This window comes from Spirosoma flavus, from assembly GCF_054778555.1.
The window spans coordinates 309439-326639 of the sequence record NZ_BAAGZL010000006.1 but is presented as its reverse complement, the minus strand read 5'-3'; the positions used below and the strand labels follow the sequence as shown (position 1 = coordinate 326639).

Genomic DNA, 17201 nt, shown 5'->3' with positions numbered 1-17201 from the left:
TCTAATGAACGTAAAAAACATACTTGCTACGTTGGTGGCAGGTCTATTATCAGTCCAGTTTGCATTTGCTCACCTGGGCACAATTGCCGGTATCGTCTACGATCAATCGACGAATTTGCCCCTACGTAACGTATCGGTTCAGTTGACGGGAATCGGTAAATTGGCGCTTACAGATGACCTGGGGCAGTTTCGCTTTACAAACCTGGTATCTGCTCCGTATAAACTTGAATTTTCTCACGTAGGCTTTCAAAACCAACTCGTTACAACGACTGTTGGCGATGATCAGACTACATTTGTTAAAATTTCTCTGGTTAGTGCACCCGTTCAACTCGAGCAGGTGAACGTATCGGCAACACGCGCTCACGACCAGCAACTCATTAGTAGCCTGGATATTAAATTGCGCCCTATCGCCAATTCGCAGGAAATTCTTCGTTCTGTTCCGGGCTTGTTTATCGGCCAACACGCGGGCGGTGGCAAAGCTGAACAGATTTTTCTGCGCGGCTTTGACCTTGATCACGGCACCGATATTCGCCTGACTGTCGATGGAATGCCGGTCAATATGGTCTCTCATGCGCACGGGCAGGGCTACGCTGATTTGCACTTTGTGATTCCTGAACTGGTCGAAGGCGTCGATTTTAAAAAAGGACCTTACACTACGGATAAAGGCAATTTAGCGACAGCAGGCTGGGTCGATTTTCGGACTCGTACAGCTCTCGATCGTTCGTTTGTTAAGCTGGAAGCAGGTCAATTTGATACGTATCGCGCCGTTGCCGGGATTGATTTATTGGGGCAGCGAGGAAAGGACAAGAACCAGTCGGCCTACGTAGCGTCGGAGTATTCCTATTTGAATTCTTACTTCGATAATCCACAGCATTTTAAACGGGTGAACGTAGTGGGTAAATACCACAGCCACATTGCATCCAATACTAACCTGACCCTGACGGCCTCTACGTTCTGGAGCAAATGGAATCACTCTGGTCAGATACCGGATCGGGCAGTGGAGTCGGGGCAGATTGGCTGGTTCGGTTCCATCGATCCGACCGAAGGCGGAGAAACCAGTCGTACCAACCTGAACGCTCAACTGGTAACGGTGACGCCCAAAAATCACGTTATCAAAAACCAGTTTTTCTACAGCAATTACAACTTTGAGCTGTATTCCAACTTCACTTTTTTTCTGAACGATACGGTCAATGGCGATCAGATTCGGCAGAAAGAGCGCCGGAATCTGTTCGGCTATAACGGCAGTTACTCCACTCAGACCAGCATTGGCAAAACCAGTTGGACCACTACGTTGGGCGCTCAGTATCGGCAGGATATTACCAACGGAACGGAATTGTCGCACACCCGAAATCGGGTGGAGACGCTGAATCAGATTCAGTTCGGGAATGTCAACGAAATTAACGTAGCACTTTATGCGGATGAGGTTGTTCAACTGTCCAGTCGCTTCTCCGTCAACGCGGGCGTTCGGGTTGATTATTTCCGATCTCAATACGAAGATTTGCTGGCCACGTCGGCCGCACCAACGAAACACGTAGCACAGGCCATTGTCTCGCCAAAGCTGAGTTTGTACTATACCGTCAATCCGAAGGTTCAGTTTTATTTAAATACGGGTAAAGGATTTCATTCCAACGATGCGCGCGTCGTGACGGCTCAGTATGGGCGAGAAATTTTGCCGGGGGCTTATGGCGCCGATTTAGGTGTCATCGTCAAGCCATTTCCCAAAATGCTCATCAACGCAGCCGCCTGGTATCTGTACATGAAACAGGAATTTGTCTACGTGGGCGATGAGGGCGTAGTAGAACCAAGCGGCCGTTCGCGCCGGATGGGGATAGATGTATCGGCCCGGTATCAACTGACAAAAAGCCTGTATGCTGACGTTGATCTGAACACCGCCAATCCTCGTTCGCTGGATGCTGAGACCGGACTGGATAGTCCGGGCCAGAATTATCTGCCTCTGGCTCCCGTATTTACGTCAACAGGTGGTTTATCATTGCAAACATCGTATGGTTTAAGTGGCTCACTACGTTATCGTTACATGGCTAATCGTCCTGCCAATGAAGATAATTCCATTATCGCCAAAGGCTACTTTGTGACGGATATGCAGGTGAACTACGCACGAAAGCATTATACGCTCGGCCTGTCGGTGCAAAACCTGCTCAATACGCGCTGGAAAGAAACCCAGTTCGCCACCGAGAGCCGCTTAAAAGGGGAAGCGTCTCCAATCGAAGAAATTCATTTTACGCCCGGAACGCCTTTCTTCGCCCGTCTGAGCCTGACCTACTTCTGGTGATTATTGACTGATTGTCTGTGCTTTATCGTAGGTAATGATTCTGCCAACGTATTGCTACGTCGTGGGACTGTCTGATTCGGAAGTAGGGGAGTTCTCGCGAAGAATTTCCGTCGTAAAATGTTCTCTACGTTTTGGTTGAGCGAATTTGCTGGCGTTGAATTGCCTGGATTCGCCTTTTGGAATAGAGAGCGACGACCAGTCTTCTACCAGCATTTTTCCCAGAAAAACCAGTTGCCCGATGTGATACGGGTAGTGCGCTAACTGTCGGTTGATGGCTTCCTGCACGGTATGCCCCTGATTTCGGATGTAGATGATCTTTGTTAAATCGTCTTCCTGTAGCGAGCGTAAAGTCGATAGCAGACGATTCCAGCCTTCCTGCCATTTTTGCAGTAGTTCGTCTCGAGATTGCACCTGATTGGTAAACTCGCCCTCCCGATCACGCCATTCTTTTTCGCCATCGGCCGTCAGGAAATCGGTCCACCGACTTAGCATATTACCCCAAAGGTGATTCACCAGTATGGCAACGCTGTTGCTTTGCTCGTTGTATTGCCAGAAAAGCGCATCATCGGGAAGCTGCGCCAATGTTTTGTCGCCCAGCAATTTATAATACTCGAATTCACGGATGGCACTTGGCAGGTAATTGGTCGGCATGTCTTACAGTCAGTTATTGCCCAAAATCAATCAGGATATTTTGCTAAATAAGAAAGATCAGCGTAAAAAATGAGCGATTAGATCAACTACTTCATCTATTTCGTCCAACGTATTGAAATAGTGGGGCGACAATCGAATCACCCAGTCCACGCCCTTCCGCTGGAAGTCGATCAGCGCAAAATTTGGATACTGCACGGTAAAAACCACTCGTCTGCGTCGTAAGCTGGCTTCCAGGTCGGGCAGCGGTTGGTGGGCCGTATGAAACGTCAGAATATTGCTTTGCTGCGAACCCCAGTCCATCATGGTAAGCCCGTCGAGTTTTTCCAGCCCTGTTCGGAGCCGATGCATCAGGCGCTGATTCTGCGCTGCAATCGCTTCTATACCTACCTGATTAACGTAACCAATGGCTTCGGCTAACCCAACGCTCAGCAACGAAATTTCCTGTGGTTCAAACCGGCGGGCGTTTGTCTGTAAGGTAAACGTGTCCGGTCCTGTCCAGGTGGCCCCCCGCCGGTCGACAAACAGGGGTGATAGTTTGGCTTCCAGTGCTTTATCCGACACGTATAGAAATCCGGTGTTCCGTGGGCCACGAAGAAACTTACGACCTGTTGCTACCAGAAAGTCGGGCTGAAGGCGGGTGACATCGAGTGGTAACTGCCCTGCCGATTGGGCAGCATCGAGCAGATACCAGACGCCATATTGCTGGCAGAGTTTACCTACCGCTTCGGCCGGCAGCACAATCCCCGAATTAGTCGGAATGTGAGTAATGGCAACCAGCACTGGCCGATGAGTCCAAATTAGCTCTTCCAGATGAGTCAAATCGAGGTCGCCATTGGGTAAGTCATTGATACGTAGCAATCGAATCCCCAAGCGCTGCTGCATCGACAGAAATGCCAACTGATTGGAAACGTAATCGTTGGTAGTGGTCAAAATTGTATCGCCGGCCCGAAACGGAATGGCCGATAGCACCTGAATGCAGGCGTCGGTAGCACTATATGCGTAGGCAATATTACCAGGCTGGGTATTCAATAGCCGGGCTGTTTCGTCATAGAATCGGGTTATCTGGCTTGTTCGTAACCGTTCAACTTCATAGCCGCCCAGTTGAGCTTCCTGCTGAAGGTAATCCTGCATGGCCGCCACCACGGGCTGAGGCATCAGCGACGCTCCGGCACTGTTCATAAATAGGCTTTCGCGGCAGCCAGGTGTATCGGCTCGCAGTTGGTCGATATCCAAGTAGGGTATTGTTGAGGATTGCATACCACAAAACAAGGGCGTCAGTCTGTACGGAAACAGATACACTTTTCCAATTCGATAGCCTTACAGATTACTTTTTTCGGGAATAGCTGCTACCGCTGAACTGTACGGTTCACTTTGGCAAAATCTGTATGGTGATACGTACAGATGCGACCGCTACTTTTGTTCTGTCAACCAGAATTTGCGATAGACAACGTAGCACATGCGTGTAGCGATTCCCCGATACCAGCAGATCGCTCGCCAGCTTGGCGACAAATTGCGCCTTGGTACGTTAACCGAGGGTGATAAATTACCTTCGGTACGTAGTCTCAGTCAGGAACTTGGCGTCAGCATCAACACGGTGCAACAAGCCTATTATTGTCTGGAAGCCGAAGGATTGGTCGAGGCCCGCCCCCAATCGGGTTACTACGTCCGAACTCTGTTGGAACGAATGGGGCAGGTACCCCGTCGATCAACTCCGCAGGTAATAGCCCCGCCGAACAGTATATCGGATCAGGAATCAGTATTGCTGAGACTGATGCACCAGCAGCGACAACCGAACTGGCTTCCATTTTCGTTGAGTGTACCAGCTCCATCGCTGTTGCCGGTCAGTAAGTTAGCGAAGTCACTTCAGCAGGCTCAACGCGATTTGCCAAACGGCGGCATCGAGTACGAATTGATTGCGGGTAATGCAGCACTACGTCGGCAAATTGCCCGGTACACGCTGTTTTGGGGCGGCCGCCTTACCGACGACGAGATTATCACAACGGAGGGTTGTACGGCTGCATTGACCCTTTGCCTGAAAACCGTTACCAAGCCGGGTGATACGGTTGCGGTGGAAAGTCCCTGCTATTTCGGTATCCTGCAAACGGTTTTATCGCTTGGTCTGAAAGTACTCGAACTGCCCACCGATGCCCTGACGGGTGTTGATATAGACGTACTGGAGGAGCATTTGAGGGTAGGTCGGGTGCAGACCTGTTTGCTGATGCCTAACTTCAGCAATCCGCTCGGCTCGTGCATGCCGAACGCCCATAAACAACGGCTGGTACAACTACTGGAAACGTACCAGATTCCCCTCATCGAAGATGATCTTTACGGCGACCTGCATTTTGCGCCAGACCGGCCGCTTCCCTGCAAAGCCTTCGACCGGCAGGGTCTTGTGCTGTGGTGCGGATCGGTGAGTAAAACGCTGGCTCCCGGCTATCGGGTGGGCTGGGTGGCACCCGGACGCTATTATGATACGTTGCTACAGGTGAAGCGTTATCAGGCGGGTTTCTCCCCCGGTATCACCCAGCAGGCCGTTGCTACGTTTCTGGCCAACGATCGCTACGAACTGCACCTGCGCCGACTTCGGCAGCGGCTCAAAAGCAACTGCCAGCGCTACCAGCAGACGATACGTACCTACTTCCCCGGCGGCACACGTATCAGCGAGCCACAGGGCGGCTTCACATTATGGGTCGAAGTAGATGCCAAGATCAATACGTTGGTGCTGGCCGAGCAACTAGCTCCGTACAAAATCAGTATTATGCCCGGCAGTTTATTTAGCCTTCAACCGCAGTATAGCAATTGCATGCGGCTTAGCTACGGCCTGCCTTTTGACGAGCGCGTTGCCAAAGGTTTGCAAACGATTGGAGAACTTGTTCATCAACAGCTAGCCGTCTGAAACACAGACAAGTTTTTTAATAAAGAGAGTGTTACTTTATCGGCAACTAGCTACTAATCTGCGAATTCTATATGAGTCAATCTGATCGCTCGTGGAATGCTGACCTTTACCAGCAGAAGCACGCTTTTGTTTTTCACTTTGGTGCCGACGTATTGAATATACTGGCTCCCCAACGTAACGAACGCATCCTCGATCTCGGCTGCGGTACCGGCGAACTCACGGCCCAAATCGCCGAAAGCGGTGCCGAAGTTGTTGGTTTGGATGCATCGGCATCGATGATCGCTAACGCCCGGCAATCGTTTCCCCATCTTCTGTTTCAATGGGGCGATGCCCGGGAATTTGCTGCTGACCAGCCATATGACGCCATATTTAGCAATGCTACGTTGCACTGGATTGCCGAGGCAGAGCAGCCTGCGGTCCTGGCGAATGTGTTTAAGGCGCTCAAACCGGGTGGTCGTTTCATTGCTGAGATGGGCGGGCGAGGTAACGTAGCACGCATTCTGACCGCATTGAGCAGGGCGCTGGATGAGCTGGGTATGAGCCAACCAGTCGATTTGAATTATTTTCCGAGCGTTGGGCAGTATGCTACGTTGTTGGAGCGCGCTGGATTCTCTGTTACGTTGGCGGAGTTTTTTGATCGCGATACCCCACTGGATGACCCAGAAACCGGCATAAGCGACTGGCTTGCTATGTTTCGTGCAGATAGTTTGAACGCCCTTTCAGACCAGGACCGCCAGGCTGTTTTATCGTCCGTGAATCACCAGCTTCGAGCAACCAATTTTCGCGATGGCTACTGGTTTGCTGACTATAAGCGGCTCCGGTTTAAAGCGGTGAAGCCATTTAATTAATTTCTATTCGTTTCATAGCCAAGCTGCGCACGTCATTCGTCGAATTTTTTATGCAAAAACCAGTCTACATCATTGGCGTTGGCGCCATCGGAATGACACTAGCCGTGTTGCTGAAACAGTCTGGTAAAAACGTTATACTGCTACGTGGTCGGCGGGGCATTGCGCCGGAAATCGAGGAAACTGACCTTCGGGTTGAACTCGATGGGGGAGAGGTCATAACGGCATCTATTCTGATACGTTCTCTGGAGCAGACCGAGCATTTGGACGGCCTTGTTTTGCTGACTAATAAATCGTTCGGCAATGAGGAATTGGCCCATCGATTAATCGGTAAGACCGGCGACTCCTCTCTAGTTTTGCTTCAGAACGGACTGGGAATCGAAGAACCGTTTCTGGAAGCCGGTTTTCCGGAGGTATACCGTTGTGTAGTACTGGCAACCAGTCAAGTGCAGGCACCAAATGTCGTTCGTTATAGGCCCGTTGCTGCTTCGCCTATCGGTGTGATTCGGGGGCCTGAATCCCGCCTTTCGTCACTTGTTGAACAGCTTACTACAGCTCAGTTTCCGTTCCGGGTTGAGCCTGCTATTCAGCAGACTATCTGGGAAAAAGTCATTACCAACTGCGTTTTCAACGCCATCTGCCCGCTGCTTGGCGTCGATAATGGTCTATTTCATCGGAGTCCATCGGCATTGGCTATAGCGCGCGACATTATTCGTGAGTGCGTGACGGTGGCCGGAGAGGTTGGCGTGCTGGTAGATCGGCTGGACATCGAGCAGCGATTATTACAAATCAGTCAGCGATCAGATGGGCAGCTTATCTCTACGCTGGTCGATATTAACCACGGCCGCGAAACCGAAATCGATACGTTGAATCTGGCTGTAGCCCATCTTGCCGAACGGATTGGTAAGCCCGAATTAGCTATCCGTACCCGGCTCCTGGGTGAACTGACCCAGTTAAAGTCAGAAATGAGCCGTGTCCCTTAGAAAGAATTATTGCTAAATCATCTGACATAGCGGCAGGACGGAAATCGTACTCAATTTTGGTTCAATCAAAAGCTAACGTAGCGAAGCTGGGCTAACACATTGACGCTTTGGTTACCGGGCTCGTCTGCTGATTTTCGTAGAAGCTGAATTGATTCAGCACACCGCGCGCAATCTGTGTCATTGCCTCTTTGGTGAAAAATCCCTGATGGGGCGTCAGTAGTACTTTAGCATGAGATCGCAGCCGGTTTAAGACTTCATCCCAAATAGTTTTGCCCGAAAAATCGTAGTGAAAATAGTGCTGTTCATATTCGTATACGTCGGCCGCATAGCCAGCCAATCGCCCGTTGTCGAGCGCATTCAGAAGCGATAACGTATCGACCAGCTGCCCCCTGCTCGTGTTGATAAGAAACGCATTTGGCTTAAATAGGGATAATGTCTGATCATTAATCAGATGCTCGGTTAATAACGTTAAAGGACAATGTAGCGAAACAATATCTGACTGCTGGAGCAGCTCGGAAAGTGATACGTATTGCACCCCTGTTTCCAGTAATTTCCGGTCGGGCTGTATATCGTAAGCTATTGCTTTACAGCCGAATCCCTGAATAATTCGGATAAATGCTTTCCCGATATGTCCGGTACCGATTACCCCAACTGTTTTACCATGCAGGTCTGTGCCCGTCAGTCCGTCGATGGAGAAATTGCCGGCCTGCACTCGTTGATGGGCTTTGGGCAGGTGCCGAATCAGGCCCAGCAATAAAGTAATGGCCTGTTCAGCTACCGAATAGGGCGAATAGCCGGGTACTTGCAGCAGCGTCATTCCCAGCTTGCTTATAGCCAGTTTATCGACATTGTCAACATCCAGACTCCGCATTCCGATCACATCAATACCCTGTTTTTTCAGGGCAGCCAAGACGGGGCGACTCAACTCGTCGTTGACGAACGCACAAACAGCTTGATGCCCCTTAGCCAGGTGAACGGTTGTAAGCGTTAACGGTTCAGGAAAATAGGAAATCTGATGATGGCGCTGGTATTGGTCGAACCAGGGTTGCTCAAATGGCAACGCACTGAAAAAAGCAATTTTCATGGTGAGCCAGGGTAAAACTTATGCTTTCAAAGTTGCCCTAACAACCGATTACGTAGTATGATTTGGCTCAAGTTCGGTTATGATGCTACTCAGCTTGAAAACCAGCGGTGAAGCCAACAGTCAGATTCAAACAAAAACAGATGATCGACCGCCCTGAATTTGGTTGGGCGGAAGGTTGCCATATGGTAAAAAAATGAACCGGGATTGAATGATACGTTGTTGATTCCAGCCCGAAACCTGGTTAAGAATTGGTTAGCTAGTCTGCTACGTATCTGCTGGCTGTACTTTTTGAATTTATGCGGCAGCCAGTTCCTGGGGCGAATGGCATGGCGAAGTAAATCCAAACACCCAATTGGCTAGTTCTACCTCTTTCATCGTTCCGTGAGCGATCAGGAGGTAATGACCCGTTTTGATCTGACTCTCACAGATAAAGGCGAAATTTCTGGGGATGCCTACGTTAACCAGAGCCGTTTCGAAAGCGTTTGTCCGACTTGGGGCGAGATCGTTTTCCAGAGAAGTTACTAAGGAATTCTGTAAAGAATTTAACAAAGGACCAGCCACGAAAAAAGGCCCAAATTCGGGAATACTGAAGAACGCAGAAGCAAGCGGCAGTTTCTTGATGCCTTTCCATAAAGCGCCGGCTGGATAATTTCCTAAGGTATTCGATGGTGTGGCATCCCCTTGGCCTACAACCGATAGTTTACTCATATTGTAGCCTACCTGTTGGAGCTTTTTTATGACATCTTCGAAAGATTGGTAGTCTGCAAATACAGCGATAGTGGCGTTCTGTTTTCCAATGTCAGCATTTTTCATGGCCAAAATTCCGTTTAGTAATGTGGATAGTTAACGCATGTTCAACGAAATGTGTCAGGTAGCCATACGTTTGAAGAACAGCTTGCCTAGCATATTTCGTTGAACATGCTCAATATTTATGGGTTAGTACAAATTGGCTTTTTGCTTGTAAAAGCCTGATTGATTGCAATAATAACAGGCATAAATTATACTATACCTGATTAACGTCATTAGGTAACCTGATTATTGTCAGTATTTTATATGATATTAATCATCATATCTACTACTACTTGTCGCCCCAACTTTAACGTTCGTTAGCCTATCAACACAAAATCGCGTTCTTCGCTGAGGAGAATCGGACGGGTCTGCTTGGTACCTTGGATGAATGCCGTTCTCAACGTAACGTCGTCAGGCGGCCACTGCTCATCTGTGAGCCAGTAATTAAAGCTGCCGATGAGCAGATGCATTGCCAAAGCCTGTTTCGGCGAACCAAAGAATGGTTTGTAGGTAATTTGACTCCCTGGATTGTTACCAAGAATGGCTTTCCAGCGGTTTAATGAGTTTAACGCTTCTGCTTTGGCCAATCCGCAAACAGACTTAGTTAAAGGATCACCGACCGGAATATCATAGGAGTAAACAATGGTCAGATGGAGAGAGTGACCAGCGTTATTGGTTAACCAGTTTCGTAGCGAAAGGGCTGCATCAACCGTACCGTCTGTCACGAAAAGGGCAGTTTTCATGAATTGATTAAAAGCGATTCGACTATAAAAATAGCCTTCGCTTTTGACGATACGGCTGAGCAGACTCTGGCCAATTCCTGATTATTGTCAGGAAGCCAATTTACCAGTTGGCCCGGCGGAGTTTTTCGGCCTGAAGCACGCGGATACCACCTGCTGGCGCTACCTCAATCAGACCGTCGTGCTTAAATTCGCTGAGGGTACGTATCAATGACTCCGTCGCCGTACCGATCATCGCAGCCAGATCGTCGCGCGTGAGCTGAATGATTTCGTCGGGGTGCTGGTCGTTTAACCGTAGTAACGTATCAGCCACGCGTCGCCGAAGCGAACTGTAGGCCATGCCCAGAAGCTGAGTTTCGCGCTCGGCCACCCGGCCAGCCAATAATTTGATGAACTGACCACTGACCGCGGGGCTGCTCAGGAGTAGCTGCCGAAAATCTTCGTCGGGAATATAAATAAGTTCAGAATCTTCCAGCGTCACCGCCGAATCGGTGTAGTCACTGTTATCGAGCAAGGCAAAGTAGCCGAAGAAATCGCCGGGATTGTAAAGACCCGTAATGAATTCTTTGCCATCCGCATTCGTACGTACCGTTTTGACCTTGCCCGACTGTAGAAAATAAAGCCTTGTCGGTTCGTCGCCTTCCGCATATACGTACTGCTTTTTGCGAACAAAATGACTTTTGCGATCTGCCGACAGACTTTGCAGGTTACCTACCTGTTTAACATCATCCAGAAATTGATTCAGTCCATCCTGCTGGAGGTCATAGTCTGGCTTGAGGTGACTGAACCGGTTTAGTCGGGTTTCAACGGCGCTCAACAGTTCGCTTTCCTCGAAAGGCTTAGTTAAGTAATCATCCGCCCCCAGTTCCATTCCCTTCCGAAAATCGGTACGTTCGGTTTTGGCCGTCAGGAAGATGAATGGTACGTCCGAAAGCTGCGGATTTTTATTGAAAATATGTAAAACGCCGTAGCCGTCCAACACGGGCATCATGATGTCGCATATAACTAGATTGGGCTTGTCGATTAATGCTTTTTCTATGCCAGTTTTGCCATTTTCGGCCGTTTGGACCGCATAGCCGGCCAGCTCTAGAATCTCAGCCGTCGTCTCGCGAATGGCATCGTTATCTTCAATTAAGAGAATAGTTCTCATAGGGAATGTTTACTGTTACAGTTGTACCTTTATTCAACTCGCTGGCAAGCGTAACTTGCCCTTTCATCAGTTCAACGTAGCGGCTGACGATGTGTAGGCCCAGACCGGTTCCGGGTATGTTGGACACCGATTTAGCGCGGAAAAACCGCTCGAACAGATGCTGCTGATCTTCGGCCGAAATCCCGACGCCCTGATCCGTTACCGACAGCTCTAGCTGACCTTCGTGGCAGGTACAATTCACAACGACAACAGAACCTGGTCCGGAGTATTTGACGGCGTTGGAGATCAGATTAACCAGAATTTTACGTAGCAGAGAGCGGTCAAGCCGCACCAATCCCAGACAGGAAAGGTTCATTTGAATCTGTTGTTTTGGCTTTAGCATACTTTGCATTTCAGCGACGGTTTCGCCGATCAATCGGGCAATTGCAACGTCTACGGGATGAGTTTCTATCTTACCCTCTTCCAATTTGCCCACCGACAAGAACTCTTCGAGAATATCATTGAGGTGCTTCACCGACTCACGGATGCGATAAACGTGTTTCTGCCGCTTTTCCTGCTGTTCTCCATTGGGGTACTTCTCAATGAGCGTAGCCGAATTCAGTACAGTCGTCAGCGGAGTACGGAACTCATGCGAAGCCATGGATACAAATCGGGATTTCAGCTCACCTACTTCGCGCTCGGCTACCAGCGCTTTAGCCAGCTCATCTTTCGACTGCTCCAGCTGATCGAGCGTGTTCATGAGTGCGTGGGTACGATCGGCTACTTTCTGCTCCAGATCGGCATTGAGTCGTTCAATATGGTCGCGGTGATCCAGAAGTTGCCGCTCGGTTTGTTTCTTAAACGTAATGTCGATGATGTATGCCACTACGTATAATTCGTCTTCCAACTGAAAATAGCTCAGACTAATCTCGACCGGAAACACCGAACCATCTTTTCGTTGGGCGTGGAGGTCGCGGTTATGACCCATCGATCTTACCTGCGGATCGGTGTTGAACGACTCCCGCAATTTCTGATGATAGCGGCTTACGCCCATCGGCACCAACTGCTCAATCATCAATGTCTCTAACTCATTACGAGGGTAGCCAAACAGTTGGTGGGCCAATTGATTGGCCGACACAATTTGCCCTTTCTGATCGCAGACAATAATGCCGATAGTGGCGTTGGCGAAAATAGCTTCGTTACGTCGAATGCTGTGTTCAAGTTCGCGTTCGGTACGTCGCAGCCGGTCCAGGTTTGTGATTCGTACCAGCGCTAACTGCCCCTGATCGACTGTATTGACGAACGTATTGACTTCAATACGTCCCCAAAATGTCTCTCCTCCGAACCGAAGCATTTCGATCTCATTATCGTAATGACTGGCCTGTACCAGATTAGCAATGGATTGACTGTGTCCTTCGGCATTAAAAGGCTGGCTGAGAAATGATGGCCCGGGTAGATCTAGCAACGCTTGCTCGGAAGGGTAGCCCAGCAGTTGGATACCTGTTTTATTAACCCGGATGAATCGATCTTTCTGAACGTCGTAAATACCCAGAAAATCGGTTTCACGCTCAAATAAAAGGTTAGCTAGTGCATTGGTAGATAGGATAGTAAGCATACATGTAAATTTATGGCGGGAGTAAAAAGGGTGATAAATTTTGTCAGAAAGTTAAGCTAAAATTAGTCTACTGGTCATAATCAGTATACTTTCTGATTAAAGTCAGTTTCCCCGCCAAGCTAATCGCTCATATTTACTTCTTTATTGATTTCGCTATTCTGTCGGATTCCAGTTATGAAAAATCAACTTCCCATGTATTCTAAACTTCCTGACCCAATTGTCGTTCCTGCCCGAACAGCGGTGTTGCTTGTCTTTATGCCGCCAGCCACGGCGGGCAACCAGCAACGTTCGTCGCTGATTGCTTTTGCCAACGTATTGCAGAATCTCGTCGGCGAGTCTGTGCGTGTGCTTAAAATCGACGAAGTTACTCACCCTGAAGTAGTTCAAAGTTTTAAAGTTACGTTTGTGCCCACGTTTGTGTTCGTTCAGGAAGGGGTTGAACTCTGGCGGCAGATGGGAATCACCGACGCTGTTTTTCTGGCCAAACGGGTTAACTACCAATTGATGAACTAATTATTGCTTCGGCGTTTGAAGCACTGGCGTAGACATTTTGTAAAAGACAGGTGCACAGGATTATTTCGCTGCACGTAATGCGCTATGACAGATCGGAATGGGTTGCCTGCCGGTATCAGCATGAACGGGCAGGTAAAGACCACGTATCATAAATAACAGACCCAAGGCCACCGTCATCACCGGCATTAGCCGCACCAGACGCTGCCGGGAACGTACCGGAAACAAAGAAGGCACCAGCCGAATCGCTAACAGCGCTGGCACAGTTCCTAAGCCAAACAACATCATGTAGATAGCGCTGTATCCGGCATGGCCGGTCGTGATAGCCCCCGCCAGCGCAACGTACACAAAGCCGCAGGGCAACAGGCCGTTCAGAAATCCCAACGCAGGAAACGTACGCCATGATGGTTGTTGCAAGAGTTTGGTCATGGATGCGGCAACCCAGCGCGTTCGCGACGTAGTAGCAAGACCTCCACTACGTCCACGTAGCACTAGCGTCCAGATCAGTAAGAACAAACCTGCGCCTATCGAGAGAATTTGCTGAAAACCGGTAAGAAGCAGGACGTAGCCAATGCTGCCTGCTATAGCGCCTATTCCGGCGTAAGCCGTAATTCGCGCAACGTGATACAGGCCAATACTTACGCTGCGTTGCGACTGAGGCAAGCGACCAACAGGCAACGCCATCGCCAGTGGGCCACACATGCCAACGCAGTGAAGACTTCCAATCAGCCCTGTAGTGAGTGCGGCCAGAATCCAGGTTAAATCCATGCGTCAGCGTTTTGTAATTACCCGTTCGTAGTAAAATTCCTCACCACCCTGCTGCCAGTTTAATTTTACCCGCCACAGCCCATCAATAAGGTCAGTGATGGAAACGACCTGTTGATTTGGCTTCAGAGAGACTGTCCGATCCAACTGCCGATCACTAGGCCGGTAGAATACCAATCTTCCCCGTTCCCAGCCAGATGGAAGCGTAAAGGTGAGTTGATTACGTTGCTGATTAATCTGAATCTGAGGGCTTTCACTCAGTTTGGCGGTACGTAGCGCCCTGTCGATCTGTTGCTGATAGGCAATCTCATCCTGATAATAATCGTCACGTACTAAGTCGATACGTTCCCGGCACATTTGAAACACCATAATGCCGATGAAGCTGGCGAATAGCACAAAAACAAGGACGATTGATTTTCCCCAGTTCATAGTTTTACGGATTTACAGGTCCTAAAAAGGTGGTTTCAAGTTGATCGACTACAGTAGTGTCCATGCGGACGGTGATCGTAAGGTTTGTTTTATCCTGATGAATTGCCGTTTCGGGCAGGCTGATAAAAAACAGAGTTTTGGTCAGTTCGCCGGGTTTGACTTGCGTCAGCGGCTGCACGAAACGTAGCTGAGCGTCAGGCCGATTTAAGCTGAATTGGATCGGCATAGTCTGGTACGTTTTGTTGATGACTTCCACAGAATATAAGTTGGCGATACGTCCACCAGCTTCCCGCTGAAACAACTGCCCCGGCGCCCGAAGAACCGTTACGTCCAGAGCCGGACGGTTGATGAGTAAGAAACCTAGTATGGCCAGCAGTGCCGTCAGTACGCCCGTGTAGGCCATAATTCGCCCGGTAAATCGGAACGGTTTTCTCGTTTCAATGCCCAGTTGCGAATCCATGCGGATCAGTCCCAGTGGCTGGTTGATTTTGAGCATTACATCGTCGCAGGCATCCATACAGGCCGTGCAGTTGATGCACTCCATCTGCGTGCCGTTGCGGATGTCGATGCCTGTGGGGCACACCTGTACGCAGAGTTTACAGTCTACGCAATGGCCAGTATGGCGGGTGATTTCATTCTTTTTCAGTTTTCCGCGAGGCTCTCCGCGTTTGTAATCGTAGGCAACAATCAGCGAATTTTTGTCCAGCAATACGCTCTGCAACCGACCGTAAGGGCAAATGGTGGTGCAGACAATTTCGCGCAGGTAGGCAAATACGGCATAGAAAACGCCTGTAAACGCTACCATCGCCGTTAAGCCAGTCAGGTGCCGGGATGGACTGTCGGTGATGAGTGTTAGCCACACATCGCGACCAATGATATACACCAGAAACGTATTGCCGATGAGGAACGATATTGCCAGAAACACGCCGTGTTTGCCCACCTTTTTCAGGACTTTGCCGGCCGTCCAAGGTGCTGCGTCGAGCCGTTTTCGGGCATTATGATCGCCTTCGATCCAGGTTTCGATCCGGCGAAAAACCATCTCCATGAAAATGGTCTGCGGACAGGCCCAACCACAAAACACCCGGCCAAAAACGACCGTAAACAGGGCAACGAACACCACGAACGTAATGAGCCCGATGGCGACTAAATAAAAATCCTGCGGCCAGAACGTAACGCCAAAAAAGATAAACCGCCGTTCTACTACGTTGAACAGAAAAAGCGGATGCCCATCGACCCAGACAAACGGGCCAGCCAGCAGGGCAGTTATAAGAACAATGGCGACTCCGACACGCCAGCGCGTGAACCGCCCCGACGTAGCACGTGGGTACAACCATTTACGTCCGCCGGTTTCATTCTGATTGGGCAGATGGGTCGGAATCGCACCGCCGTTGCGGTAGTCATCCATCGGCGTTGTTACGTTCAATTCGGGATTCATACTACGTTGTGCTACGTTACCGCGCAGCTACTTTTTCGGTAGGTGCTGCCACCGCCGGTACTTCTTTGGTGCCTTGCGGTGGTTTGGCATCGGCCGGTTTTGAACCCTGTAAGGACAGGATAAAGCTGGCTACCTGCTGCACCTGTAAGGGGTTGAGCTGCTTTTTCCATGACATCATTCCTTTTTCGGGAATCCCTTCGGTAACGGTGTGAAAAATCGCTTTTACCGAGCCTCCATGCAGCCAGTATTCATCGGTCAGGTTGGGGCCAACGCCACCTTGCCCCTGCTGGCCGTGGCAAGCCACGCAGTTTTGCAGAAACAAAGTTTTACCCGCGTCGAGCGCCTTGGCGTCGGTGGTCAACGTAACCGTATTTTCGTTGATGGAGCCGGCTACTTTCTTGATGTAGGCGTTACGTTGTTCCTCCGCCAGCGCCACTTCCTTCGTATACTCGGCGGTTTGCAGATCGCCTACGTGGAAGACGTGGAATACGAAGAAATAAATAAGACCGAAGCCAATCGTGCCGTAAAACAAACCCATGAACCAGGGCGGTGTGGGGTTGTCAAGTTCACGAATACCATCGTAAGTATGTTCCATTTCCAGTTCCTTCTCCTGCGCGAGTGCGTGCAGGCCAGCTATCCGTTGCCAGAACGTTCTGGTATCGACAGGTTTAGCTACCGATTCTGCGCCGAGAATTTTTCGAAGCAGTAATAAGAGATACGTAGCAAAAAATCCCACCATCACAATGCCAACCAGCAGGAATATGGCCAGCATAACCAGGGCCAGTTCTTCGCCCGATTGGAGGCTCCACATCGATCGGGCCGGGTCGGTAGCCAGTGTTGTCAGAAAAATAGTCATGAGTTAAAGCAGGTTACGGTGGATCAATCGTCGAGTGGCAGGCGGCTCATTTGCCCCATGTGCTTTTTATCGGCCAGCCACAGATACAAACCGACCAGTACGAAAAAGGCGAAGAACGTCAGGAACGAACCGACCATGTAGAGGTCCGCGCCGGGGATTTTGGCTATAAATTGCTTGAACATGC

At 49.7% G+C, this 17201-nt stretch carries 17 protein-coding genes; 5 read left to right on the top strand and 12 right to left on the bottom strand.

The features are described 5' to 3' along the window. The first annotated feature begins 4 nt into the window (after positions 1-4). Entirely contained in the window at positions 5-2290 is a 2286-nt protein-coding gene (locus ACYVF1_RS26830; protein WP_461084765.1) for a TonB-dependent receptor, read from the top strand. A gap of 54 nt (positions 2291-2344) precedes the next feature. Here the strand turns inward: ACYVF1_RS26830 and ACYVF1_RS26825 are convergent, their stop codons facing one another. Together ACYVF1_RS26825 and ACYVF1_RS26820 are read right to left on the bottom strand one after the other, a co-directional pair. Continuing rightward, positions 2345-2941 (bottom strand): DUF1572 family protein, encoded by a 597-nt coding sequence (locus tag ACYVF1_RS26825; protein WP_461084763.1) that lies wholly within the window; start codon positions 2939-2941, stop codon positions 2345-2347. 57 nt (positions 2942-2998) lie between these two features. Then, positions 2999-4198 carry an aminotransferase class V-fold PLP-dependent enzyme gene (locus ACYVF1_RS26820; protein WP_461084761.1) on the bottom strand — a complete coding sequence of 400 codons (1200 nt, stop codon included), beginning with the start codon at positions 4196-4198 and terminating at the stop codon, positions 2999-3001. Positions 4199-4397: 199 nt separating this feature from the next. Between ACYVF1_RS26820 and ACYVF1_RS26815 the strand changes: the two genes are divergently transcribed. The 3 genes from ACYVF1_RS26815 (at position 4398) to ACYVF1_RS26805 (ending at position 7665) form a co-directional block, all read left to right on the top strand. Further along, positions 4398-5837 (top strand): aminotransferase-like domain-containing protein, encoded by a 1440-nt coding sequence (locus ACYVF1_RS26815; protein ID WP_461084759.1) that lies wholly within the window; start codon positions 4398-4400, stop codon positions 5835-5837. A gap of 71 nt (positions 5838-5908) precedes the next feature. Next, positions 5909-6685 carry a methyltransferase domain-containing protein gene (locus tag ACYVF1_RS26810; RefSeq protein WP_461084757.1) on the top strand — a complete coding sequence of 259 codons (777 nt, stop codon included), beginning with the start codon at positions 5909-5911 and terminating at the stop codon, positions 6683-6685. A gap of 50 nt (positions 6686-6735) precedes the next feature. Beyond that, positions 6736-7665, top strand: coding sequence for a ketopantoate reductase family protein (locus tag ACYVF1_RS26805; protein ID WP_461084755.1), 930 nt, complete (start codon positions 6736-6738; stop codon positions 7663-7665). 91 nt (positions 7666-7756) lie between these two features. On the opposite strand, the gene ACYVF1_RS26800 is transcribed toward ACYVF1_RS26805, so the two are convergent. The 5 genes from ACYVF1_RS26800 to ACYVF1_RS26780 all read right to left on the bottom strand — a co-directional run bounded on the left by ACYVF1_RS26800 (position 7757) and on the right by ACYVF1_RS26780 (position 13022). Further along, the gene (locus ACYVF1_RS26800) at positions 7757-8749 is read right to left on the bottom strand and encodes a 2-hydroxyacid dehydrogenase (protein WP_461084753.1); all 993 of its coding nucleotides are present in this window, start codon (positions 8747-8749) and stop codon (positions 7757-7759) included. A gap of 294 nt (positions 8750-9043) precedes the next feature. Then, complete coding sequence (locus ACYVF1_RS26795; protein ID WP_461084751.1) at positions 9044-9562, bottom strand: DUF1269 domain-containing protein; 519 nt, start codon at positions 9560-9562, stop codon at positions 9044-9046. Between the two features lie 293 nt (positions 9563-9855). Next, complete coding sequence (locus ACYVF1_RS26790) at positions 9856-10281, bottom strand: hypothetical protein (protein ID WP_461084749.1); 426 nt, start codon at positions 10279-10281, stop codon at positions 9856-9858. 100 nt (positions 10282-10381) lie between these two features. After that, complete coding sequence (locus tag ACYVF1_RS26785; RefSeq protein WP_461084747.1) at positions 10382-11428, bottom strand: response regulator; 1047 nt, start codon at positions 11426-11428, stop codon at positions 10382-10384. Next, entirely contained in the window at positions 11406-13022 is a 1617-nt protein-coding gene (locus ACYVF1_RS26780) for a sensor histidine kinase (RefSeq protein WP_461084745.1), read from the bottom strand. Before ACYVF1_RS26780 ends, ACYVF1_RS26785 begins: the two co-directional genes overlap by 23 nt. 174 nt (positions 13023-13196) lie before the next feature. Between ACYVF1_RS26780 and ACYVF1_RS26775 the strand changes: the two genes are divergently transcribed. Next, positions 13197-13535: a thioredoxin family protein gene (locus ACYVF1_RS26775; RefSeq protein WP_461084743.1), complete on the top strand. Its 339-nt coding sequence runs from the start codon at positions 13197-13199 to the stop codon at positions 13533-13535. Between the two features lie 60 nt (positions 13536-13595). Here ACYVF1_RS26775 and ACYVF1_RS26770 read toward each other — a convergent pair whose 3' ends face one another. From ACYVF1_RS26770 to ACYVF1_RS26750, 5 genes are read right to left on the bottom strand one after another with little or no spacing between them, the layout of a single operon-like run. After that, positions 13596-14300, bottom strand: a complete 705-nt coding sequence (locus ACYVF1_RS26770; protein ID WP_461084741.1) for a sulfite exporter TauE/SafE family protein — start codon at positions 14298-14300, stop codon at positions 13596-13598. A gap of 3 nt (positions 14301-14303) precedes the next feature. Then, positions 14304-14726: a FixH family protein gene (locus ACYVF1_RS26765; RefSeq protein ID WP_461084739.1), complete on the bottom strand. Its 423-nt coding sequence runs from the start codon at positions 14724-14726 to the stop codon at positions 14304-14306. Positions 14727-14730: 4 nt separating this feature from the next. Then, positions 14731-16161 carry a cytochrome c oxidase accessory protein CcoG gene (ccoG, locus tag ACYVF1_RS26760; protein WP_461084737.1) on the bottom strand — a complete coding sequence of 477 codons (1431 nt, stop codon included), beginning with the start codon at positions 16159-16161 and terminating at the stop codon, positions 14731-14733. A gap of 16 nt (positions 16162-16177) precedes the next feature. After that, the gene (locus ACYVF1_RS26755; RefSeq protein ID WP_461084736.1) at positions 16178-17017 is read right to left on the bottom strand and encodes a cbb3-type cytochrome c oxidase N-terminal domain-containing protein; all 840 of its coding nucleotides are present in this window, start codon (positions 17015-17017) and stop codon (positions 16178-16180) included. A 23-nt stretch (positions 17018-17040) separates the two neighbouring features. Further along, positions 17041-17199 carry a hypothetical protein gene (locus ACYVF1_RS26750; protein WP_461084734.1) on the bottom strand — a complete coding sequence of 53 codons (159 nt, stop codon included), beginning with the start codon at positions 17197-17199 and terminating at the stop codon, positions 17041-17043. Between the last annotated feature and the right edge of the window lie 2 nt (positions 17200-17201).

Coding starts and splice junctions, on each gene's coding strand:
- ACYVF1_RS26800 (WP_461084753.1), bottom strand. CDS start 8,749: ATGAAAATTGCTTTTTTCAGTGCGTTGCCATTTGAGCAACCCTGGTTC.
- ACYVF1_RS26785 (WP_461084747.1), bottom strand. CDS start 11,428: ATGAGAACTATTCTCTTAATTGAAGATAACGATGCCATTCGCGAGACG.
- ACYVF1_RS26795 (WP_461084751.1), bottom strand. CDS start 9,562: ATGAAAAATGCTGACATTGGAAAACAGAACGCCACTATCGCTGTATTT.
- ACYVF1_RS26775 (WP_461084743.1), top strand. CDS start 13,197: ATGAAAAATCAACTTCCCATGTATTCTAAACTTCCTGACCCAATTGTC.
- ccoG (WP_461084737.1), bottom strand. CDS start 16,161: ATGAATCCCGAATTGAACGTAACAACGCCGATGGATGACTACCGCAAC.
- ACYVF1_RS26825 (WP_461084763.1), bottom strand. CDS start 2,941: ATGCCGACCAATTACCTGCCAAGTGCCATCCGTGAATTCGAGTATTAT.
- ACYVF1_RS26755 (WP_461084736.1), bottom strand. CDS start 17,017: ATGACTATTTTTCTGACAACACTGGCTACCGACCCGGCCCGATCGATG.
- ACYVF1_RS26750 (WP_461084734.1), bottom strand. CDS start 17,199: ATGTTCAAGCAATTTATAGCCAAAATCCCCGGCGCGGACCTCTACATG.
- ACYVF1_RS26805 (WP_461084755.1), top strand. CDS start 6,736: ATGCAAAAACCAGTCTACATCATTGGCGTTGGCGCCATCGGAATGACA.
- ACYVF1_RS26765 (WP_461084739.1), bottom strand. CDS start 14,726: ATGAACTGGGGAAAATCAATCGTCCTTGTTTTTGTGCTATTCGCCAGC.
- ACYVF1_RS26830 (WP_461084765.1), top strand. CDS start 5: ATGAACGTAAAAAACATACTTGCTACGTTGGTGGCAGGTCTATTATCA.
- ACYVF1_RS26790 (WP_461084749.1), bottom strand. CDS start 10,281: ATGAAAACTGCCCTTTTCGTGACAGACGGTACGGTTGATGCAGCCCTT.
- ACYVF1_RS26770 (WP_461084741.1), bottom strand. CDS start 14,300: ATGGATTTAACCTGGATTCTGGCCGCACTCACTACAGGGCTGATTGGA.
- ACYVF1_RS26820 (WP_461084761.1), bottom strand. CDS start 4,198: ATGCAATCCTCAACAATACCCTACTTGGATATCGACCAACTGCGAGCC.
- ACYVF1_RS26815 (WP_461084759.1), top strand. CDS start 4,398: ATGCGTGTAGCGATTCCCCGATACCAGCAGATCGCTCGCCAGCTTGGC.
- ACYVF1_RS26810 (WP_461084757.1), top strand. CDS start 5,909: ATGAGTCAATCTGATCGCTCGTGGAATGCTGACCTTTACCAGCAGAAG.
- ACYVF1_RS26780 (WP_461084745.1), bottom strand. CDS start 13,022: ATGCTTACTATCCTATCTACCAATGCACTAGCTAACCTTTTATTTGAG.